The sequence below is a fragment of the Sphingobacterium nematocida genome, from assembly GCF_900168125.1.
In the GTDB taxonomy this organism is placed as follows: Bacteria; Bacteroidota; Bacteroidia; order Sphingobacteriales; family Sphingobacteriaceae; genus Sphingobacterium; species Sphingobacterium nematocida.
Map to the genome: position 1 here is coordinate 151,601 of NZ_FUZF01000005.1, position 22,748 is coordinate 174,348.

17 protein-coding genes and 1 pseudogene are annotated in these 22,748 nt (G+C 41.7%); 8 read left to right on the forward strand and 10 right to left on the reverse strand.

Going from position 1 to position 22,748, the window contains the following annotated elements; all coding sequences use genetic code 11:
* Positions 1-32 precede the first annotated feature (32 nt).
* Both B5X76_RS08365 and B5X76_RS08370 read right to left on the reverse strand, forming a co-directional pair.
* Complete coding sequence (locus B5X76_RS08365) at positions 33-719, reverse strand: LytR/AlgR family response regulator transcription factor (protein WP_245801008.1); 687 nt, start codon at positions 717-719, stop codon at positions 33-35.
* Positions 720-2,330 (reverse strand): sensor histidine kinase, encoded by a 1,611-nt coding sequence (locus tag B5X76_RS08370; RefSeq protein ID WP_079642656.1) that lies wholly within the window; start codon positions 2,328-2,330, stop codon positions 720-722. It lies immediately after the preceding gene.
* 276 nt (positions 2,331-2,606) lie between these two features.
* Between B5X76_RS08370 and B5X76_RS08375 the strand changes: the two genes are divergently transcribed.
* Both B5X76_RS08375 and B5X76_RS21655 read left to right on the forward strand, forming a co-directional pair.
* Positions 2,607-3,536 (forward strand): M23 family metallopeptidase, encoded by a 930-nt coding sequence (locus B5X76_RS08375; RefSeq protein WP_139375242.1) that lies wholly within the window; start codon positions 2,607-2,609, stop codon positions 3,534-3,536.
* Positions 3,537-3,560: 24 nt separating this feature from the next.
* Positions 3,561-3,758: pseudogene (locus B5X76_RS21655) on the forward strand (type II toxin-antitoxin system Phd/YefM family antitoxin); the annotation flags it as partial.
* Positions 3,759-3,832: 74 nt separating this feature from the next.
* On the opposite strand, the gene B5X76_RS08380 reads toward B5X76_RS21655, so the two are convergent.
* Complete coding sequence (locus B5X76_RS08380; protein WP_079642657.1) at positions 3,833-5,224, reverse strand: arginine decarboxylase; 1,392 nt, start codon at positions 5,222-5,224, stop codon at positions 3,833-3,835.
* A gap of 109 nt (positions 5,225-5,333) precedes the next feature.
* On the opposite strand from B5X76_RS08380, the gene argS reads away from it, so the two are divergent.
* From argS to B5X76_RS08395, 3 genes are all read left to right on the forward strand, one after another.
* Positions 5,334-7,118, forward strand: coding sequence for an arginine--tRNA ligase (gene argS / locus B5X76_RS08385; protein ID WP_079642658.1), 1,785 nt, complete (start codon positions 5,334-5,336; stop codon positions 7,116-7,118).
* Positions 7,119-7,296: 178 nt separating this feature from the next.
* Positions 7,297-8,373, forward strand: a complete 1,077-nt coding sequence (locus B5X76_RS08390) for a Gfo/Idh/MocA family oxidoreductase (protein WP_079642659.1) — start codon at positions 7,297-7,299, stop codon at positions 8,371-8,373.
* 50 nt (positions 8,374-8,423) lie between these two features.
* Entirely contained in the window at positions 8,424-9,620 is a 1,197-nt protein-coding gene (locus B5X76_RS08395; RefSeq protein WP_262507904.1) for a BaiN/RdsA family NAD(P)/FAD-dependent oxidoreductase, read from the forward strand.
* Positions 9,621-10,105: 485 nt separating this feature from the next.
* Here the strand turns inward: B5X76_RS08395 and B5X76_RS08400 are convergent, their stop codons facing one another.
* The 6 genes from B5X76_RS08400 to B5X76_RS08425 form a co-directional block, all read right to left on the reverse strand.
* Positions 10,106-11,272 carry a dicarboxylate/amino acid:cation symporter gene (locus B5X76_RS08400; RefSeq protein ID WP_079642661.1) on the reverse strand — a complete coding sequence of 389 codons (1,167 nt, stop codon included), beginning with the start codon at positions 11,270-11,272 and terminating at the stop codon, positions 10,106-10,108.
* 4 nt (positions 11,273-11,276) lie between these two features.
* A complete protein-coding gene (locus B5X76_RS08405) occupies positions 11,277-13,307 on the reverse strand; it encodes a M3 family metallopeptidase (RefSeq protein WP_079642662.1) in 2,031 nt (676 codons plus the stop codon).
* 59 nt (positions 13,308-13,366) lie between these two features.
* The gene (gene trpB, locus B5X76_RS08410) at positions 13,367-14,542 is read right to left on the reverse strand and encodes a tryptophan synthase subunit beta (protein WP_245801009.1); all 1,176 of its coding nucleotides are present in this window, start codon (positions 14,540-14,542) and stop codon (positions 13,367-13,369) included.
* Between the two features lie 197 nt (positions 14,543-14,739).
* The gene (hmpA, locus tag B5X76_RS08415; RefSeq protein WP_079642663.1) at positions 14,740-15,948 is read right to left on the reverse strand and encodes an NO-inducible flavohemoprotein; all 1,209 of its coding nucleotides are present in this window, start codon (positions 15,946-15,948) and stop codon (positions 14,740-14,742) included.
* A gap of 94 nt (positions 15,949-16,042) precedes the next feature.
* The gene (locus B5X76_RS08420; RefSeq protein ID WP_079642664.1) at positions 16,043-16,480 is read right to left on the reverse strand and encodes an RrF2 family transcriptional regulator; all 438 of its coding nucleotides are present in this window, start codon (positions 16,478-16,480) and stop codon (positions 16,043-16,045) included.
* A gap of 5 nt (positions 16,481-16,485) precedes the next feature.
* Positions 16,486-16,830 carry a cupin domain-containing protein gene (locus B5X76_RS08425; protein WP_079642665.1) on the reverse strand — a complete coding sequence of 115 codons (345 nt, stop codon included), beginning with the start codon at positions 16,828-16,830 and terminating at the stop codon, positions 16,486-16,488.
* A gap of 62 nt (positions 16,831-16,892) precedes the next feature.
* On the opposite strand from B5X76_RS08425, the gene B5X76_RS08430 reads away from it, so the two are divergent.
* Both B5X76_RS08430 and B5X76_RS08435 read left to right on the forward strand, forming a co-directional pair.
* Positions 16,893-17,804: an NAD(P)-dependent oxidoreductase gene (locus B5X76_RS08430; RefSeq protein WP_217699635.1), complete on the forward strand. Its 912-nt coding sequence runs from the start codon at positions 16,893-16,895 to the stop codon at positions 17,802-17,804.
* 12 nt (positions 17,805-17,816) lie between these two features.
* Positions 17,817-19,322 (forward strand): NAD(P)H-hydrate dehydratase, encoded by a 1,506-nt coding sequence (locus tag B5X76_RS08435; protein WP_079642666.1) that lies wholly within the window; start codon positions 17,817-17,819, stop codon positions 19,320-19,322.
* A 2-nt stretch (positions 19,323-19,324) separates the two neighbouring features.
* Here B5X76_RS08435 and B5X76_RS08440 read toward each other — a convergent pair whose 3' ends face one another.
* Positions 19,325-19,849 (reverse strand): GNAT family N-acetyltransferase, encoded by a 525-nt coding sequence (locus B5X76_RS08440; RefSeq protein ID WP_079642667.1) that lies wholly within the window; start codon positions 19,847-19,849, stop codon positions 19,325-19,327.
* Between the two features lie 235 nt (positions 19,850-20,084).
* Between B5X76_RS08440 and B5X76_RS08445 the strand changes: the two genes are divergently transcribed.
* On the forward strand, positions 20,085-22,745 hold the full coding sequence (locus B5X76_RS08445) for a DUF5916 domain-containing protein (protein WP_079642668.1): 2,661 nt from the start codon (positions 20,085-20,087) through the stop codon (positions 22,743-22,745).
* Positions 22,746-22,748: the final 3 nt, after the last annotated feature.

Here is a 22,748-nt window from a genome sequence, read left to right on the forward strand (position 1 = left end):
TCACGGTTCGGTTTGGATACGGGGATTTTTACCTAGTTTGTCAATAGTATTGTTCCACCATCTTCTTTGAGCCAACTTTTGATAAACCTAGGGTTGATCAAGTGGCTTTGGTGTGTTCGGAGAAAACCATGGGGTGTTAAGATCTCAGTGTATTCTTTTAGTGGTTTGGATACTATTATTTTCGGCTCATTGAGCATGTGAAATATGGTGTAGGTATCGTCCGCCTCACAACGGACGATATCTACGATAGGTATATACCTGGTTTCATTTTGAAAAGATAATGCTATCTTTTTTGGTAGATGGCTTTTTGTCCCCCATTGTTGAATTAAGAATTCGACTTGCGATTTCTGTACCAAGCTATTTATTTTTTCTTCAGCCTTTGCTACGGCTTGTTTCAGCTCATCTATATCGATGGGTTTTAAAAGATAATCTAGCGCCGCATGTTTTATCGCTTGAATTCCATACTGATTGTATGCTGTAACAAAAATCACCTGAAAGTCTATTTTATTAATATTTTGAAGTAGATCAAAGCCTGTATGACTGCCCATTTGAATATCAAGAAATAGCAGGTTGGGACGATGACGCATTATTAAATCTTCTGCTTGCTCAATTGTATTTGCTGTCCCTAATATGGTTACTTGGGGACAATACTTCCTGAGCATTGCTGTTAAATTATTGGTGTTAGCTATTTCATCGTCTATTAATAGGGCGCGTATCATTTATAACCAGTTTTTAAAAGTTAAATATACAGATGTTCCTGTACTATTAGATACGGTCTCTATAGAAATCAGCGCTTTTTGGTGTAACTCGTTCCAAATTTGTATACGTTCATTTGTTAGTCTGATACCCAGTCCGATCGTTGTATTATATACGTCGTAACCCATACCATTATCTATTATAATGATCAACATATCATTCTCTTTCCTATCAAAATATATCTTTATTTCCCCTCGGTCTCTCAGCTCTGCAATACCATGTTTTACCGCGTTTTCAACCAAAGGCTGTAGGAGCATAGTTGGTATTTCAATATTGTCGCCTTCTAGGTTATTCCGTTGTATTTCATATTGAAAGCCAAATCGTAACTGTTCCATCATAAGATAGTCGGCTAATAGATTCTGTTCATCCGTCAATGTGTTTGAGGCAGGACTATTTAGCACATGTCTTGTGAGACGCGCAAATTTGCTCAAATACCTATTTGCATTATCTACATCATGGTCATTTATAAAACTCTGTATACTAGAGAGGGCATTAAAAAGAAAATGAGGATTAAGCTGCGATTGAATGGAAGCGAGTTTTGTTTCCGATATTTTTTTCTTCAAATTTTCGTCTTTAATCTTTTGCTTGTTTTTTCTTCGGATTAGGTAAAACAAGGATGCTGCAATACAAAAACAAATTACGATTAGTATTATTGACCATAAGAAGAAGTCTTCTGTGGTATAGGTCTTCACAATGTCGACAGAAATAGTCTTACGTGAACTATACTGCTCCAGCTCTTTTTCTGAAATATGTTTTAGATCCGGTCTGATAATGATTTCATAATCACCTGAGTTCTTAAAATAATTCTTGTCTATCGAAATGTGAGGTTGATTACCCCCTCCCTTAGAAGAAATATAACTGTAGTTCCAGGACTGATCTTTGAATACTGTTTCGCCTGTTTTTTTTTCTTTTACGATTAAGGCGTATATAAAACTGTAATCATTCTTTTTAGCAGCGACTAGTATGCCTTTAGATTCCTGATCAAAAGTAACTTCAGATACATCTCTTTTCATTTCTACAGTAGACCCTTTGCCGCCATCAATAAAAAATTGTCTGCTTATAATTATAATTTCACTTTGAGAAAGTGTTTGGTTGTAAACGATCGCCGTCCCCTGCTGGGCAGGGTCTTTGCTGTTATATAGCGTTATAGAGATAACCTTATCTTGGATGTCTAAGGTTGGCAGTTTTGCCGAATACCCAAATAAGGGATGTTTAGTAAATTCTAGTTGGTCTAGACTTCCTGATAATATATCATTTTTTAGATCGTCCATGACAACAAAGCGATAATCCTTTATGCTTGAAAGTTGCTTACAGTTTATATCGAATTGTAACCTATTCCCATTTTGGATATAGGTGAATGCTTTGTTACTTATATTAGGAAATTTATTGGCATAACTTCTGACCTTAGCCAAGGTATCGAATGAAGCACCGATACTAATTTCAGGTATATCAAGACTGCCTAAATAATAACTCCTTTTGGTATTTACAGAATAGAGCTCTGTCTGTTGGTTCGTCTGTGCAACTGTGGAGAAATAAAAGAATAAGGTGAGGAGTAAAAATGTAATTTTCTTCATGCTTTGTAATTTGATATGACAAACCTCTAGAATTATTGTTTTTTAAAAAAAGTCAAAACAGTATTTACCTACTGCCACTTGGTAAAAGCACGATTTCAGCCCGTAAACAAATTACTTTGACGTGCAAGCCCGCCAACTATTGTTATAGTAATTATACAAAGAATAAATTGATGAAATAATAAAAAAGAGGCTGTTTTTAAATAGTTTATTTTTTGTTTCTTATTGTTTTGAATAATTAACGGTTTTTATATATCTTAAAGGATTATAACTGAACATATGAAATTTAAAGGTATTGTATTGGCTTCTGTGTATCTGGCTATGTCTTCCTTGGTATTCGGACAGGAAAGTACACTCAAGGTTACTTCGAAACGCAACGACGATAAATCTGTGGATTTGCATTTTGAAAAGGATGATCCGGGTACAATGACGGTCAACCTCAAATTTAAATCAATTAGTAACTCGAGTACTCCTACGAATATTTGTAGAGCAGAGGGGTACTCTGGGACGTTGCTGACATTAAGACCTATGAATAAAGACAGTGGGATTGATCTATCATATAGCTACCGCTATATTAGAGGGCGTCTGATGCCTAAGTTTGATAAAACATTTGTTTACGCACTCCCTTTTAGAGCTGGTACCGAGGTCTATGCACGTGAAGCTAGTTTTTTGAGCGCGAGGTATTTTGGGAACACAACACCTGATGATTGGAAAGTTTATCATTTTTATACGACCGATCAACAAGAAGTTACTGCTTCGAGAAAAGGAGTGGTGGTCGAAATAGTCGATCGGCATGAGGATGTGATGCTCGAGGATAAGGAATATAGCTCTAGCACGAACAGTATTACGATAGAGCATAAAGATGGTACATTGTTGAAGTATGATGGATTGAGTAAAGGAAGTATTCAGGTCGAAGCGGGCGAGACCGTATTTCCTGGCCAGGTGATAGGTAGCAATGTAAAGAGAGGTAATCATGGGTATTTTGTGAGTTTTATGCTGATGTATCTTAAGTCTGCAGAACTGGATGCGAATCAAGGAAAGAATATCACAAATTCGACTAGCTTCTATGGTTTTATAACACCACTATTTGACATAGGATCTGAAGCTGCTATCCTGACTAAGGACAAGAAGTATATGGCGTCGATCAGTCCAGATCTTATGAGCAAAGAGATGAGTAAAAAAGAACTGAAGAATTATAAAGGAAAATAAGGCTTGCGTTAATATCTAGACCGTGTTTCTAAGAACTTTGAAACCTTGATTATCAATAGAGGAAAAGATTCTGGAATAGTGGTGATGCCGTTAGAGGAATATAATTCCTTGATGGCAACAAATCATGAGTTGACATCTAGAAAGAATGAACAACGCTTAGATGCAGCGATTGATAAATTGAAGTATGGTACAAAGTTCAATAAAGAGATAATTGAAGATTGACATGAAATATGTTTTTGTGGATGAATCTTGGGAAGATAGAACAAAAAAGGAGCTTTTAAAGCTCCTTTTCTTGTTTATTGATAACCTAAAAGTTTCATGACCTGTTTGGAGTTTTGCTCCTCACCAAACACTTCGTAGTTGAATGTCTCGTCTCTATTTCGACGGATGATCACGTGTTTTGGAGATGGTAATAAACAGTGGTGTATACCGCCATAGCCGCTTAATACATCTTGGTAAGCTCCAGTATGGAAGAATCCAAGGTATTGTACTTTACGTGTCTTGGGCATAAACACGGAGTTCATATGAGCTTCCTGATTGTAATAATCCTGTCCGTCGCAAGTGATACCACCTAGATTGACACGCTCGTACTCCGAATCCCAGTTGTTGATCGGTAATAGGATGTATTTTTGGTTCAATGCCCATACGTCCGGTAGGTTGGTAATGAATGAACCATCGATCATAAACCATTTCTCACGGTCATTCTGTAACTTACGGCCTAATACTTTGTAAAGTATACCTGATGCCTCAGCCACCGTATACTTACCAAATTCGGTAATAATATCCGGTTCCATGACCTCGTGGTGCGCACAGATCTGCTTGATGCGGTTTACGATCTCATTGACCATGTATTCGTAATCGAAGTCATGCACCAAAGAATCTTTAAATGGCATACCGCCACCGATATCCAAGGTATCTAGATCAGGGTTTACTTTTTTGAATTTACAGTATAACGTAACGTATTTCTCTAACTCATTCCAGTAGTACGGGGTATCCGAAATACCGGAGTTGATAAAGAAGTGTAACAACTTTACTTTGAAGTTGGGGTTGTCTGCGATCTTATTATTGTAAAACTCGATAACTTCTTCAATACGGATACCTAGACGCGAAGTATAAAACTGCGAATCAGGCTGCTCTTCGGAAGCGATACGGATACCTAAAGCACAAGGTTGATCCAATTCGATCTCATCGTCATATAGGTTAAACTCTTCCTTGTTGTCCAATACAGGGATGATGTTGGTATACCCATCATGAATCATGTCGATGATATACTGCTTGTATTGATAGGTCTTAAAACCATTACAGATTACTGTAATGTCTTTGTTGACCGTACCGGCGCGTTCTAAAGAGTCGATCATAGGCATATCAAAGGCCGATGAGGTCTCCAAGTGGATGTCATTTTTAAGTGCTTCCTCTACAATATGCTTAAAGTGGGAAGATTTGGTACAGTAACAGTACTTGTACGACCCCCTATAATCATGTTTAAGGATAGCGGTTTGAAAAAGAATCTTCGCCTGTTGAATTTTTTTGCTAATTATAGGTAGATAGGTAAACCGCAATGGAGTTCCATATGTCTCTATCATTTCCATTAAATTCAAATCATGGAAGTACAATTCGTCGTCGATTATTTCGAATCCGTCTTGCGGAAAACCAACACTTAAGTCAAGAAATTCCTGATAGCTCTGCATTTTTTATTATTTTTGGCAAAGATATGCTTTCGTAATGAATACCTAAACACTTTGGGTGTTATTTTTATCGTTCATTATCAATAGGATATGAATATTACATAATATTTACATGACTAATTCTATACAATTTACGCTCGTCCAAGAAACTGTAGCGGCGGTAAAGTCGCTTTATGGCGCTGATATTCCAGACAATCAGATTACTTTGCAGGAAACCCGCAAGGAATTTGAAGGTCAAATAACCATTGTCACGTTTCCTGTAACACGATTTTCTAAAAAATCGCCCGAGCAGACAGGAATGGAAATTGGAGAATATTTGCAACAGCATATTGCCTCGATTTCAGGCTATAATGTCATCAAGGGATTTTTAAATATTAGCTTGTCGGATGCGTATTGGATCTCCATGCTCAATGACAAGATCTCTAAACCAGATTTTGGTCAGTTTGCAAAAAATGGGAAGAAGTTGATGGTGGAATATTCTTCGCCAAATACCAACAAACCACTGCATCTTGGCCATATCCGCAACAACCTATTAGGCTATTCAGTAGCAGAGATACTGAAGGCGTATGGGTATGATGTGGTTAAAGCTAATCTGGTAAATGACAGGGGGATTCATATCTGTAAGTCAATGCTGGCTTGGCAACGATTCGGTAATGGAGAGACCCCAGAATCTGCCGGTATGAAAGGTGACCACCTCGTGGGCAAATACTATGTTGTATTTGACAAAGAATATAAGAAGGAAATAGAGACCCTGAAAGCGGAAGGACAGTCCGAAGAGGAAGCTAAGAAAAATGCGCCTCTGATCAAAGCAGCTCAAACTATGTTGCAACAATGGGAGGCCGGAGATGAAGAGGTCATTTCTTTGTGGAAGACGATGAACGGCTGGGTATACGCTGGTTTTGAAGCGACATACAAACAGTTGGGCGTTGACTTTGATAAATATTACTACGAATCGAATACGTACCTATTGGGTAAAGATATCATCCAGGAAGGATTGGAAAAAGGGGTTTTCTTTAAGAAAGAAGATAACTCGGTCTGGATCGATCTGACAGCCGAAGGTCTGGATGAAAAGCTGGTACTCCGTGGCGACGGTACTTCGGTATATATCACACAGGATCTAGGTACAGCACAGCTAAAATACGATGAGTTCCACATGGATGAGTCGATTTATGTGGTGGGCAATGAGCAGGACTACCATTTTAAGGTGTTATTTGCGATATTGAAAAAACTGGGTAAATCCTGGGCACAGGGATTATTCCACCTTTCGTACGGCATGGTCGACTTGCCTTCGGGTAAGATGAAATCCCGTGAGGGAACGGTTGTTGATGCCGATGATCTGATGCGTGAAATGGTCGATACCGCAAAGGAACGTACCGAAGAATTGGGAAAAACGGAGGGATTTGAGGAAGACGAAAAAGCACAGCTTTACGATATGATCGGTATGGGCGCGCTGAAGTATTTCTTATTAAAAGTAGATCCGAAGAAGAGGTTACTTTTTGATCCAAAGGAGTCGGTCGATTTTCAAGGACACACTGGACCATTCATTCAGTATACACACGCTCGTATCAAGTCGGTATTACGTAGGGCATCTTTTGACAGTGCTGCTGCTACTGTGGTGCCTTCTTCTTTTTCGCCTTACGAACGGGATCTTATCTTGGCGCTATCCAACTACCCGATGGTAATTGAATCTGCAGCAAAGGAGTTCAGCCCGGCACAACTGGCAAATTATGTTTATGAAGTGGCCAAGCTGTACAATAAATTCTATCACGAAGAAAGTATTCTTAAGGCAGAGCAGGAGGATGTGAAGACTTTCCGTCTGCATCTATCGGCAGCATCGGTCCGTATCATCGCTGAGAGTATGCGCATGCTGGGGATTGATTCGCCAGAGAGGATGTAAGTGGAAGTGAGGAGAGTGATGAAGGTTATGGTGGTGAGGGTAATAAGGACAGAGGTGAACGAGTTAATTCCGATTAGATCGGGACAGGCAAGATCACAGGATAACAGGTTTATAGGTTAATCCCGATTGGATCGGGACAGGCAGGATAATTAGGTGTTCACTTTAAAGAGTTAGAAAAATGAAAAAGTTTAAAGTTGGGTTAATAGGATTTTCGATAGGAGGTTATGTATTTCATGCGCCTTTTATCGCTAGTAATCCAAATCTCGAATTATACAAAGTAACTGCTCGAAAAGAAGAGCAACAGAAGATGTTGGCCGAACGCTATCCTAATGCTATAGGCGTATTGTCTGCGGAAGATATTATCCAAGATCCGGAGGTGGATATTGTGGTTATCGCTACTTCAAACGATGTTCATTTTAGCTTAGCCAAAGCGGCTTTAGAAGCGGGCAAAAATGTAATCGTAGAGAAGCCGTTTACCAATACGACGGAAGAAGCCGATTTCTTAATTGCATTGGCCAAGGAAAAAGGTGTATTGTTATCGGTGCACCATAATGCACGCTTTCATTCGGACTATAAAACAGTGCAGAAGGTACTAGCCTCAGGAAGGCTGGGACGTGTAGTGCATTACGAAGCTCGGTTTGATCGGTTTCGTAACTTCTTGCGCGAGGGTGCTTGGCGCGAAGCTGCGCTTCCAGGATCGGGTATTCACTACGATTTAGGAGCTCATCTTATTGATCAGGCATTACAGTTGTTTGGTTATCCTGATGCAGTGTTTGCAGATTTGAGAGCACAGCGCGATGGAGCCAAAGCAGTGGATGATTTTGAGTTTATTTTATCCTACCCGAGTTTAAAGGTTTCGCTAAAGGGACAGATGCTCGCTAAAGAACCTACGCCAAGATTTGCAATATATGGTATGAATGGCTGTTTTGTAAAACGCGGTGTAGATCCTCAGGAAAATATGTTACGTGCTGGTGTACGTCCTGAAAATGACCCTAAATGGGGGGTGGAACCGGCAGAGATACAGGGCAAACTCTCTTTGTTGGAAAATGGTGAAGATGTAGAGGAATACGTGCTTAGTGAAATCGGGTCGGGACAGGATTTCTATAAAAACATTGTCGCGACGTTGTTGGGAGAGGAAGAACTGTTTGTCAAACCCGAACAGGCTAGGGATGTAATCCGTATTTTGGAACTGGCAGAACAATCCTGGGCGGAACAAAGAACGATTAAGACAGAAGGACAGTTGATATCTAGCTAGAAAAAGTGATAATATCATAACTTTCCTCACCTTTAATAACAAATAAAAAATTGAATAACTACGACGCTATTATAATAGGAGCAGGTGCCTGTGGGTTGATGTGTGCGGTACAAGCTGGATTTTTGGGTAAGAAAACGCTTGTGCTGGAACGGAATGATAAACCAGGGGCCAAAATATTGATCTCTGGTGGTGGACGTTGTAATTATACAAATCTATATACCTCTACCGACAATTTTGTGTCGGAGAATCCAAAATTTCTGAATGCTGTCTTTGCACAGTGGTCTGTGGATGATACGATAGCATTTTTTGAGAATTTCGGACAGATTACGGGCCAAGAGAAGACGCTAGGTCAGCTTTTCCCTGTATCGAATAAAGCTAAGGATATCGTAGCCACATTTACCCAATTGATGTACGATACAGGGCAAGATATCTGGTTAAATACCTTGGTTAAGGACGTGAATCCAAATGGAGAAGGGTATCGCGTCACAATAGAGCGGAATGGGAAAACGGAGGACCTACTGACTTCCAAGGTTGTCTTTGCTTCGGGCGGGCTCCCGGTGGCGAAGCTGGGGGCTACTGATTTTGCCCTACGTACGGCTCGTCGATTGGGATTAGAAATCGTACCGACAGCACCTGCTTTGGTACCGCTTACTATTACGGGGAAAGATGCTGAATGGTATGCTTCGCTTTCTGGAAATTCGGTCTATGCCCGCGTGTATAACGATAAAATATCTTTTGAAGAGAATATACTGTTTACCCATTGGGGGCTAAGCGGTCCCGCTATCCTGCAAATATCTTCGTACTGGCAGCCGGGTGAATCTTTTACCATGGATCTTTTACCAAGATTTAAGCTGCAGGATCTGATTGCTGAAGAGCGCAATTTTGGCGGCAAACGTACTGTTGGACAGATGCTGCAAAGCCATTTTACCAAAAAGATGGTGGATGCCTTAGCGCGATTTTTACCGGTGGATATCAAGATAGCTTCGTTAAGTAAGGCGGATGCAAAACTGGTGGTAGAGACTATTCATCAGTTTAAAGTCAAAGCTGCTGGTGATAAAGGCTATGACAAAGCTGAGGTGATGCGTGGAGGTGTGTCTACGACGGAGTTAAAAGCTAAAACATTGGAATCTAAAAAGTATCCGGGGTTGTATTTTGGAGGTGAAGCAGTGGATGTAACAGGTTGGCTGGGCGGATATAACTTTCAATGGGCCTGGGCCGCAGGATACGCCATAGCGCAAGATCTATAATTTGTTGCTTGAACCGCGGGCTATTCATTGTTTTTCATATTTCATTTGTCTTTTTTAAGGTATTCAAGAGCCACTTCGTGGGTTTCCTTGATGAAAAAACGAAGCAAAAAAATCAAGACTTGGACATTGTTACGCTAAAAGCGTTTCAAATTCCTAAATTGATTTGAGACGTTCCGCTTTGTTTCACTTCGTAAATCAATTTTTTACGAAATTTAAATCACTTTCTTAACGCTACAAAGTCCTAGGTCGAAAGAAAGTAGCTGTACATTAAATATTGCATATACTGCTCATATACGACAATTGTCGCCTAAGAAGCTTTTGGGAATTGCAGGTGGAGGCACTATCGTTGTCCAAAAGGTTCAAGCGACACGCTTTTGTATACTTTTGGCAAGACAAAAGTATAGGCATGTCACGGCCTGAGTGACAATAAGGATTAGCTATATTAATAAAAGAGCGCTAGAATCAATATCTAGCGCTCTTTTAATTTAAGCGTTTCTCTTTTTATAAATACTGTCCACAATCAATGCTATAGCCCCATCTCCAGTCACATTACATGCTGTGCCAAAGCTATCCATCGCAATATATAGGGAGATCATCAACGCTTGATTCTGTGCATCAAAACCTAACATGGAAGCAATAACACCAATGGCAGCCATGATAGCGCCGCCGGGTACGCCGGGTGCAGCAATCATAGTAACTCCTAACATGCATACAAAACCAGCCATCTGTATAGGGTCTATCGGCATACCTTGCATGAGCATCAGGGCTACAACACAGGCTACAATCTTTAACATACTGCCCGCAAGATGTATGGTGGCGCACAAAGGAACGGTGAAGTTGGCGATGTCTTCACTGACACCAGCTTTCTTTGCCTGCGCCAAAGTGACCGGAATGGTGGCCGCAGAAGATTGGGTGCCCAATGCCGTGAAATAGGCAGGTAGCATCGTGGTCAGAAGACGAATCGGATTCTTTTTGCCGATAATACCGGCTATAACAAATTGTGTCAAGAGCAAGAGGATATGCATGATAAAAATCACGCCGATGATCTTGATGAAGACATCCAATATCATTCCGACTTTGCCCGAATAGGTCATATCCAAAAAGATCCCGAAAATGAACAAGGGAAGAATAGGAATGATCAGCTTTTCAATTAGAAACGATATTATTTTTTCAAAATCTATAGCTGCCTTTTCCAAGGTGGAATCTTCTAAACGTGCTAAACCTATGCCCACTAGAAATGCAAACACTAATGCGGTCATCACGTCAAATAGTGGCGGGAAGCTTAATGTAAAATAAGGTGTGAGAGCTTTGGTAGACTCTGCAATGTCGGTAGCTACCTGTCCTTGGATAAGAGAAGGAAAGATAGCCATACTACCGAAGTAGGAAGAGAAACCGGCAAATAAGGTCGATCCGTAGGCTATAGCGACGGTCATTAACAGGAGTTTGCCGGCGGTCTTGCCTAGTTTGGAAATAGCAGGAATAATCAAACCTACAATGATCAAGGGGATCAAAAACTTGAGCAGTTGATCAAATAGGGAATTGAAAGTTGCAAAAATACGACCTATCGACTCGGGAATAATATAGCCTATACCTATGCCTAGCGCTATGGCTAGGACAACGCGGAACAGAAGATTGTCTATCAGTTTTCTCATGTTCTTACTTTAATAAGCCTGCTCTTTTTAATAGGGGTTCTACCTGTGGAGCCTGCCCTCTAAACCGTAGATACAGCGTCATAGGGTGCTCGGTACCTCCTTTGGAAAGGATGTTGTCTTTGAATTTTGTGGCAATTTCTTTGTTGAAAATACCATTTTCCTTGAAGTAGTCAAAGGCGTCTGCATCCAGTACTTCGGCCCACTTGTAGCTGTAATAACCGGAAGAATAACCGCCATTGAAAATATGAGAAAAGCTGGGACTCATCGCATTGTCTGCGACATCGGGGTACAGTTGTGTTGAAGCAAACTGCTCGGTTTCAAAAGCCTTGAGGCTCTTTATGAGGTTTGGATCGCCACCATGCCAGCCCATGTCTAATAAACCAAAGCTGATCTGTCTTACGGTAGCCATTCCTTCTTGGAAAGAAGCGGATTCTTTTATTTTCTCGACCAATTCCATCGGTATATTCTCTCCGGTCTCATAATGCTTGGCAAATAGTGCAAGCGCTTCTTTTTCGTAGCACCAGTTCTCCATAATTTGGCTCGGCAGCTCCACAAAATCCCAGTATACCGAAGTGCCGGAAAGGCTGGGGTAAGTGGTATCGGCCAACATGCCGTGTAACGCATGTCCAAATTCATGAAATAAAGTGGTAACCTCTTGAAATGTCAATAGGGAAGGTTTGGATGGTGTCGGTCGCGTAAAGTTACAGACGATAGATACATGTGGACGTTCTTGTATGCCTTGATACTGGTACTGCGGCTTGAAAGAGGTCATCCACGCACCGTTGCGTTTACCCTTGCGGGGGAAGAAATCGGTGTAAAATATAGATACGAGTTCTCCGTCATCATTGGTCACTTCAAAGGTTTGAACCTCTTCGTGGTACTTGTCGATTGTAGTTATCTCTTTGAAATGTAACCCGTACAAAAGCCTTGCTGTTTCGTAAGCGCCCTCCAGTACTTTTTCAAGCTGAAAGTAGGGTTTTAACTTTTCGTCATCCAGATTGAATCGCTCTTGCTTTAGCTTCTCGGCATAGTATGCACCATCCCATTTTTGCAACTGGGTGATTCCATCTGTTTTCTTTGCGAAATCCGTAAGTTCCTGAAACTCGCGCTCTGCTGCCGGTTTTGCTTTTTCTAATAAATCTTGTAGAAACTCCTTTACTTTGTCGGGAGACTGCGCCATACGCTCTTCTAGAACGAAGTGAGCGTGCGTGGCATAGCCCAAAAGCTGTGCCCGTCTAAAACGTAATTGCGCTATTTTAAGGACATTACTTTCATTGTTGTATTCATTGTTCTGAAACGCTTTGCGTCCTGCTGCAAGGGCTAATTCCTGACGTAGCGCTCTGTTGTCGGCATAGGTCATAAATGGAATATAACTCGGGTAATCCAGCGTGAATAACCAACCCTCTTTTTCTTGGCTTTCTGCCAGAGCTTTGGCGGCTTCAATGACGCCTTCTGGTAGACCGGATAAATCGGATTCCTCTTCGATTAGGAGCTGGTAAGCATTGGTCTCCGCAAGAACATTTTCGCCAAATTTTAGCTTTATCACAGCGAGCTCTGCATCGATTTGACGTAGTTCCTCTTTGTCTCCATCTTGAAGTAAAGCACCGTTGCGTACAAAATCTTTGTATGATTTTTCCAATAGGGTATGCTGCTCTGGTGTGAGACTGAGATTGTCCTGCTGTTCATACACCTCCTGGATGCGTTTGAACAGGTCAAAATTTAGTGTGATATCATTGCCCAAAGCCGAAAGCTTAGGTGCTACTTCCTGAGCTATTTTTTCCAGCTCATCGTTGGTCTCGGCAGAATGTAGATTGAAAAATATATTGGAAAGACGATCAAGGGTCATCCCTGAAAAAGCCATCGCTTCTAAAGTATTGACGAAGCTAGCGGGCTCGGGGTTGTTGACGATGGCATCGATCTCGTCTTTTGTCTTTTGTATGGCCTCTTCAAAGGCTAGAATATACTCCTCGGTATTGATTTTTGAAAAAGGCGCTGTATTGTACAGCGTATCAAATTTGCGCGTTAGTATTGACATGGGTGTAAAGTTAACAAATATTTGTGCGGATTCTATCCGCACAAATATTTGAAAAGCTATTACATTTCGCGCTCTACGTCTTTGTCTCCTCTTCCGGATACGTTGACGATAGCTAATGCGTTTTTGTCTTTTAGTAATTTAATAGCCAATGCTACTGCATGCGCACTCTCGATGGCTGTGGTGATGCCTTCTAGACGTGATAATAGTTTGTAGGCATCGATGGCTTCTTGATCGGTCACCGGATAATACTGCGCACGGTTGGTATCTTTGAGATAAGCATGCTGTGGCGATATTCCCGGATAATCTAATCCGGCAGCGATGGATTTGGAAGCGATCGGTTGGCCGTTGTCGTCGACCAAACAATAAGAACGTGTACCTTGAAATACGGTTGGCTTGCCGAAAGAAAGTGTAGCGGCAGTATTGGGGTAAGTCCCATCTCCACCTCCTTCTGCTCCGTGGATAGCCACATCATTGTCTTCCAAAAAGCCTGAAAAAAGACCTATGGCATTAGACCCTCCGCCTACGGAAGCGAATATGCTATCGGGAAGACGTCCTTCAAAGGCTAAAATTTGTTGCTTTGCTTCTTGGCCAATAACGGACTGAAAGTAACCTACCATTTTGGGGTACGGATGCGGCCCTACATGCGAACCTAAAAGGTAATATGCCGTTGGATTTTCGATGTAATAACCCAATGCAGCATCCACAGCGTCTTTTAAAGTCTTACTGCCCAGTTCGGTAGCGATAACTTCTGCTCCCAATAAGCGCATACGGCGGACGTTGAGCGCTTGGCGTTGGACATCTATCGCACCCATAAATACCTTACAGGGAATATTTAACAGAGCTGCTGCCGTGGCGGTAGCCACGCCGTGCTGACCGGCACCGGTCTCGGCGATGATCTCTTTGGCGCCCATCTTTTTAGCTAGTAGTATCTGACCGATAGCATTGTTGATTTTGTGGGATCCGGTGTGATTGAGGTCTTCGCGTTTGAGGTATATCGTAGAACCTACGTAAGCACTTAGGTTTTTAGCATGAAATAGTGCTGAAGGTCTGCCTACGTAATTTTTTAAGAGTTGGATAAACTCCTCATTGAATTCCGATTTTTGAGCTTCGTTGTCAAAAAAAGCTGCAAGTTCCTGCAGTTGTTTTTCGAGTACAGGTGGGATGTAAGATCCACCATATTCGCCGTAGTTGCCTTGGTAGGCAAGCATGGATGGGTTAGGTTTGACTTCGATCATTGTGATTTGCTGTTAATTAATTGAAGTCTAAACATAAAAAAAATATAGCGAATAAACAAGATAGAAACGGCATAGTATGGTGTTAACGGGACCTAATAGTGGAGCTGAGACCGTGATAAATAAAGGGCTTCTACAGTGAATTATTGATAATTCCTGTAGAAAGCCCTAATTATAGTTAGTGATTAGTTAGAAACGTGTTAGTTTAATTGTAGAGAGGCTGGACCAAACTCTTCAAAATGTATCGCATCCTGAGATACTCCATTGGCTATCAGGTATTCGTAATGTTTACGGATAAATGGTGCCGGACCACAAATATAGTAATCAGCTTGAGTTCCCAAAATTTCATTTTTCAATACATCTAATTCGACACGGCCCGGGTAGCTATTTTCCGCCGGAGCAGCTGTATCCTCGTAGAAAATATGTTGATTGAGCTGCTGGTAAATGCTACTTATCTCGGCTAGTCTATCTTTGAATGCGTGCACCTGCTCGCTACGACAGCCGTGAATCCAGGTTACGGGAGCATGATCTGCCTGTGGACGGGAAACAATATCTTCCAACATGGATAGTAGGGGAGTCTGACCTACACCGCCGCTGATGAATATTTTGTGTGATTGTCCTTGCTTATTCAGAACGAATGAACCAGCCGGAGCTGTTAATTCGACACGATCTCCTTTTTGAATATGGTCGTGCAGACGGTTACTGATCATACCGTCTGGATGTTGACTGCCTGCTTCTCGTTTTACCGAGATACGATAGTACTTGCCGTTTGGTGAACAGGAGATACTGTACTGGCGAGGTTGAAGTAGATTTAACTCGGGAAGAAACAACCGAAGGCTGATAAATTGTCCTGGAAGGTAGTCGGCGACCTCTCCACCATCGGAAGGATATAGATAGAATGAGGTGATCTCTGTCGATTCTTTAACTTTCTCATGGACAATAAATGAACGCCAACCTGTCCAACCTCCTTTTTTGGAGGTCTGTGTATCATAGATTTTTTGTTCGTGACCGCTCATGATACTAGCGAGTTGCTGATAAGCTAGTGTCCATGCCTCTAATAAAGCTGGACTGGCGGATTCGCCCAGTACCTCGGAAATGGAGGCAATTAAATGCTTACCTACAATCGCATAATGTTCTGGACGGATATCCAAACTGGTATGTTTTTGACCGATGTGATCGACAGCGGGCATTAAAGCGACCGGATTTTCAATATGTTCGGCATAAGCGAGTACAGCTAGGGCTAAAGCAGTCTGCTGTTTGCTGTTTTGTTGATTGCCCATATTAAACACATGTTTTAACTCTGGATTGTGCTCAAACATACGTTTGTAAAAATGGGTTGTCAATAGTACACCATGTTCACGTAGTATGGGGGCGGTGCTTTTTACCAGTTGTATTTGTTCTGATGTCATAGTATATAAAAATTATTAAAGGATATTTTTGTCTTCTATTTGAATGCTTCTTATTCTATACCGGATGTTTTTGTCTTTTATTTAATCAAAAAAACTATTTGTTGAGTGTGAGTGCCCCAGTTAAGAGATCTTGGTTAAACTCGCCTATGCTTGTATTGTAAAGCATGTGGGTCAACTGGTTTCTTACTTTTTTGAATTCGTTGTGAAGGGGACATGGGTTGCTTTCGGAGCAATAGCTTAATCCCATCCCGCAGCCGGTGAATATTTCATCGCCCTCTAAACAGGTGATAATATCAGCTAGTGGTCTGTTCATGCCATTCGGTTCAATATAGAACCCGCCATGCGGCCCCTTGATGGAGGATACAATTCCTCCTTTACTGAGTTTTTGTAGGATTTTGGCTAAAAAATGCTCGGGCGAATTGATGTTTTCGGCAATCTCTTTAATACCAGGACGGCTGCTATCGGTAGAGTGGCTGGCAATGTAAAAAACTGCCCGCATCGCATACTCACATGTTTTTGAAAATAGCCCCATTTTGATTAATTGCCTTTTACCGCTTGTTGTACACGTTCTACCTGATCTCCTTTGTATAAAGATAACCTTACGATGCTGTTTACGGATGCTTTAAGGTCATGGACGACATTGCTTTCGAGGCTGATAAGGGAGCCTTTGGGTAAGTCATGACGCTGGTTGTCTACACCAAAATCTATAAAACCATCTACCACTTCAATAACAATAGGATAAGGAGCTTTGTGCGCTTTCATTTCCTGCCCTTCGCGAAATACAATACGTATTTCTTTGCTATAATCGTTGTTGATCAATACTTGCGCCGAAGGATGATTTTCGGCGTAGCTGATGTTTGTTAGTAGTGATGTAATCTCCATAACGTTAAATTTCCCTTTAAGGGTTATTCCTTGGGTCAAAGGTAGTGATTATTTAATAAAAGATGAAAATGTCTTTTATTATTTTGCCCGTAATTTCGTATACTAGCATATATATAGCCAATAGAATGACAATGGAAAAGGTAGGATTTATAGGTTTAGGAAATATGGGATATCCCATGGCGAAGAATTTGGAAAGAGCAGGTTTTCCACTCTCGGTATATAATAGAACAGCAGCCAGGGCTTCGGCCTTCGCCGCTCAATCGACGATATCGCCTAACGTAGAAACGTTGGTGAGGAAAAACGATGTCATCTTTACTATGTTGACAAACGATGAGGCCGTAGCAGTAGTATATGATATCATCGTAAAGCAGGAAATCGCTGGTAAATTATTCGTGGATATGAGTACAATCTCGCAAAAACGAAGCCAGGAACTAGCAGCGACATTGCGTAGCAAGGGGGCTGCCTTTGTAGATGCACCTGTAGCCGGAAGTACGGTGCCCGCAGCAGAGGGAACACTAATAATTATTGCTGGAGGTGAGGCAGCGGATATCGTGCGTGCCAAGCCTTATTTTGAAAAGATGGGTAAGCTAACAAAGCATGTGGGAGGTAATGGACAGGGAATAGCCGCGAAGCTCGCTATTAATTATTTTCTATCAACGTTATATCAGGGATTAGCGGAGACGGTTCTTTTTTCAGAGAGCCTGGGCATATCGAGGACGGATATGCTAGAGATTATTAATGAGAGTGCAAGCGGGAGTGGCGCGACTAAGGTAAAGACTCCGCTTCTGGTAAATGAAGATTATAAAGCTGCATTTGCGTTGGATCTGATGTTGAAGGATGTATTGTTGGCACAGGAGGCTGGGGCCGATTATCCATTGACCAAGCCGCTGATTGAAACCTATAGTACAGCTCAGAAAGAAGGGTTTGGCGAACAGGATGTAATAGCGGTTATTAATTATTTGCGAAAAAAATAGGCTTCGACATCAATGAAAATATTTACAGCTCAACAAATGAAGGTAGTGGACCGGGAGACGGCAAATCAGCAGTGTATCTCGAGTTTTCAATTGATGGAACGTGCTGGCGGGGCCTTGCTGTCAGCGTTGAGCCGTAGATTTGTGTTGTCAAAGCAGCGCTTTGTGATCTTCTGTGGAAAAGGAAATAACGGCGGTGATGGATTAGTACTCGCGCAGTATTTGCGGCAACAGCAAGCCCGAGTAACGGTGTATCTCCTGGAGTCTGATTCGTATTCGAAGGATAATATAGAGGCGCAGAAGCGTAATCCAGCTTCACTGATTCAGAAGTTTTTGTTGGATGGAAAATTGGATATTCCAGCCGATGCGGTAATATTGGATTGTCTATTTGGATGTGGTTTAAAGGGAGTACTGGATGTTACGTGGAACGCTGTCGTACAGGTAATCAATAGTTCAGGGTGTAGAGTGATAGCTGTGGATATACCGTCAGGATTGCTGTCTGATAGCCCTACTCCAAAGGATGCAGCCGTCGTATATGCGGATGAAGTACTGACGTTTCATAGTCCGAAGCTAGCCCTGCTCATGCCAGATAATCAAGCATTTTTTGCGTCTTTTGAGGTGTTGGACATCAACCTTAGCAAAGATGCTACAGATGCAACCGATTCTCCTTATTTGTTCGTGACTAAGGAGGATGTTAAGACGTTTTATAAGAAACGTAAAAAGTTTGACCATAAAGGTGTATTCGGTCATGCGCTTATTATTGGGGGAAGCCATGGTAAGATGGGAGCGGTACAATTGGCTGCAAAGGCTGCACTGCGATCGGGATGTGGCCTACTGTCGACGTATGTCCCAGAATGTGGCTATCCTATTATCCAAATAGCAGTGCCGGAAGCAATGGTAATTACGGATGTACAGACAGATTTGATTTCTTCACTGCCCGCTGTGATGAACTACCAAGCGGTAGGTATTGGTGTAGGAATGGGAACAGACGAAAAGACGAAGGGTGCTTTTCGTGAATTTTTGTTGGCATCACAGCATACTTCTCTGGTACTGGATGCTGATGCCTTGAATATATTGGCGGAGGAGCCTGATCTGTTATCAAAAACTCCACGATATAGTATACTTACACCACACCCCAAGGAACTGAAGAGAATCATTGGAGAATGGGATAACGACTGGCATAAAATCGAAAAAGCCAAACTGCTGGCTGTAGAATACGAGCTGTGTATATTGATCAAAGGTGCCAATAGTGTCGTTATCTTACCTAATGGAATGGTTTATTTCAATAGCACTGGAAATGTAGGTATGGCTACAGGTGGTAGTGGTGATGTGCTTACGGGAATACTGACGGCATTGGTCGGTCAAGGATATACAGCAGCTGATGCTTTGATAATGGGGGTATACCTACATGGTAGAGCTGCAGATATTGCGGTGCAGAAATTTGGAACTTATAGTTTATTGCCCTCGGATATTATTGTTTCTTTGCCGCAGGCTTTTTTGGAACTGGAAAAGGAAGCGTAAACTTATTCCATAAACTCTTTTGGGTAGACCACTGTGCCTGACTTATTCTGAAGTGCATTTTCGGTAAGACCTATGACCATACAGTTTTCTTCAGGTACCTCAAAAGGAAGAATGATACCATAATCTATGGCCTTCTTGTAGCCAAATATTGGATAGTATGTTTCGTGTCCCAATACGATGATCGTGTCAAAACCTAGTGCTTGAGCTTTGCTGTGTGCATGTCGTATTAGACTACTGCCGATACCTTGCTTTTGATAATGCGGGTGGACGGCCACAGGCGCTAAGGCGAGGGCATCCATAGTCGTCGAATCGTTGATAATTTGAATTTTTGACAAAAGGAGATAGCCGATAATCTGCCCATCGATTTCTGCAATAAAGGAGAGTTCTGGAATAAAGTCTTTTGATTTGCGCAGTCGATCTACTAGATAGTGTTCCTGATGGTCACTGTGTGGCTCCGATGCAAAGGCGATACGGATCAAATCAAATACTGCCGCATAATCTTGGGGCGTCTCCTGTCTGATGTTCATATGTACAAACCTACATAAATTCGCCTTTACAAGCAATGTAATTGCGTCGTGATATAAAAGCGAGTTTTGTAGCTCTCCTCATCTATTTGTAGCGGAAATACAGCGGATGAAATTTTATTATTCTCGTAGCCGCTTAATAATCAAAATTTATTGTAGATATTCTTAATGAATGTAAACCATTTTAGTTAAGTTTGGAATATCGTAATCTCAACCTAATCAAAACGATAAACCATTCATGAAGTGTTATTACTCTTTTTTCTGCTGTCTTTTATTCTCTTCGCTATGTTGGGCGCAAGATGAAAGAAAGGAAGTGGTCTCTTTTGAAGATGCCTATAAACGTATATACAATATCACGAAGCTCTCGGAGGAGCGTCCGCGCATTGATGGGAAACTTGATGAAAGTATATGGCAGGAAAAAGGGGAATGGTCTGAGAAGTTTTCGCAGGTCATCCCTTTCGAGCGTGCTTATACGGCTTCCTGGACCCGCGTGAAGCTTTTTTACGATGACGTAAACATTTATATTGGGGTCTACTGTAAGGATGTACGTCCCGAAACAATGAATGCTTTTATAGGAAATAGAGATGATAATAGTAATGGGGATCTCGTTAGTATCGCTTTTGATACCTATCACGACTATCGGGTGGCATCGGAGTTTAATATTAACCTGGGCGGCAATAAGACTGATCTGACGGTTACGGATAAACTGTCTGTAAATTTAAGTTGGAATGCGGTGTGGGAAGGGCAAACGCATATTAATAAAACGGACTCTTGCTGGACTGCCGAACTACGAATACCTTTTAGCCAGCTGCGGTATAACCAGGAAAATGGGGATGGAAAATGGGGGCTGCATGTACGTCGTATTATTCGTCGCAATAATGAGGTTCAAAATTGGAGTTTGATCCCGATTAAGAATAATGGCCATGTGTTTTCTTTTGGAGAGATGCACGGGATGACGGAACTCCCTAAACCAAAAGGAATTGAATTTTTACCTTATGCGATGGCTAAATTTACGAAGGAGCCTAAAATCCCTAACAGTCCTTTTCAGAGCGGTAATCGATGGGGACGAAATGTAGGATTGGATACTAAAGTGGCATTGAATGATTTTACGATGGATCTGACCATCAATCCGGATTATGGTCAGGTGGAGCTGGATCCTTCGGTGATGAACCTCTCTGCCTACGAAATATTTTACGATGAAAAGAGACCGTTTTTTTTGGAAGGTAAGCATATTTTAGAATTTGATAATAATGAGGGGGGGATGATGTTTTACTCGCGTCGAATAGGAGCGATGCCTTCTTATCAACCTAAAGGGATAGATAATGTCAATAATTACGCTAGCACCGCGAACCCTATACCGATACTCGGTGCCCTGAAACTGACCGGGACTAATAGAAGTGGTGTAACCGTAGGACTTTTGGAAAGTATAACTGCAAAAACTACATCCCGGGTGATGCGTGAAGGGGATTATGATCGGGAAATCACTGAACCTTTGACCAACTATACAGTAGCACGGGTACAAAAAAACTGGGAAGGTAATACGCTATTGGGTGGGATGGTGACATCTGTAAATCGGAATCTCCGTGCGGATCATCTGAAAGATGCTTTGATCGAAAATGCATTTGCAGCAGGAATTGATTTTACCCAGTACTTTGCAAACCGTCTGTATTATATCGATGCGAAAGGGATGTTCAGTACGTTGAATGGTTCGTCGGCCGCAATTTTGAATACAAAACGAAATGCTGCTCATTATTTTCAACGTGAGTCAGGAGCATCTTATTTGGATCTAAGACCAGATGAGACGTCGATGCAGGGTAGTAGCGGCTACGTGAAGGTGGGTAAAAAGGGAAATGCGCAGTGGAACTTTTCGCAGACTTTTAGTTGGGCATCTCCAGGATTTGATCTAAATGATGTGGGTTATATGAAACAGTCTGATTATAAATCAAATGAGTCGGAGGTCGTATTCCGGAAGACAGATCCATGGGGACCTTTCCGTTTTGCGGGGATTAACCTGACACAAAAGAATATTTGGAACTATGGGGGGAAAGCTGTCAATAATGATATTGCTGTCCGATGGCGTAGCTTGAGCATTAAGCGAAGAATTGAGATGGATATCAAGGAAACTTTCGGATGGAATACCATAGATAGCCGTAGATTACGAGGAGGGCCGGATATGCGCTATAATTCGAATTTTGAAACCAACGCGATGGTTAGTACCGATCGGGCGAAGCCGATCATGGTTAAAATGGAGTATAATGGACGATACTATTTGGATGAAAAAACGGGATACAATGCAATACATCCGAGCATGGTCTTTCGGGTAGGCAATCATGTGCGTGTGGCGGGACAATTTAATTATTCCTGGAATAAGGATAATCTACAGTACGTAGGGACGGTAAGACCTTCTGATAATCCAGATAATGCAAATGCCTACATTTTGGGTCGTATGGATCAGAAGACATATGGAGTTACGTTAAATCTACAGATGAATGTGACACCAGATATTTCCATTCAATACTACGGTTCGCCTTTTACCTCAACAGCGACTTATGACAAGTTTAAGTTGGCCCAAAATATGGATGCCAAACGCTATGAGGATAGATTTGTAGATTTTGTGGATCAGGCACTAACCGAGGTCAATGGGGGCTATGTTGGAGCGACGGGTAATCATACCTATGCTTTTAAAAATCCTAACTTTAGTTTTAATGAATTTCGCTCTAATCTGGTGGCGAGATGGGAGTATCTGCCAGGGTCTACGGTATATGTGGTCTGGGAACATAATCAGTCAGGTAATGATGGAATATATCAACCGGGCTGGGGAAATAATCTGGACCGTATGTTTGGATTGCCCGCCAGTAATACTTTTATGATGAAAATCAATTACTGGTTTTCATTGTAAAAG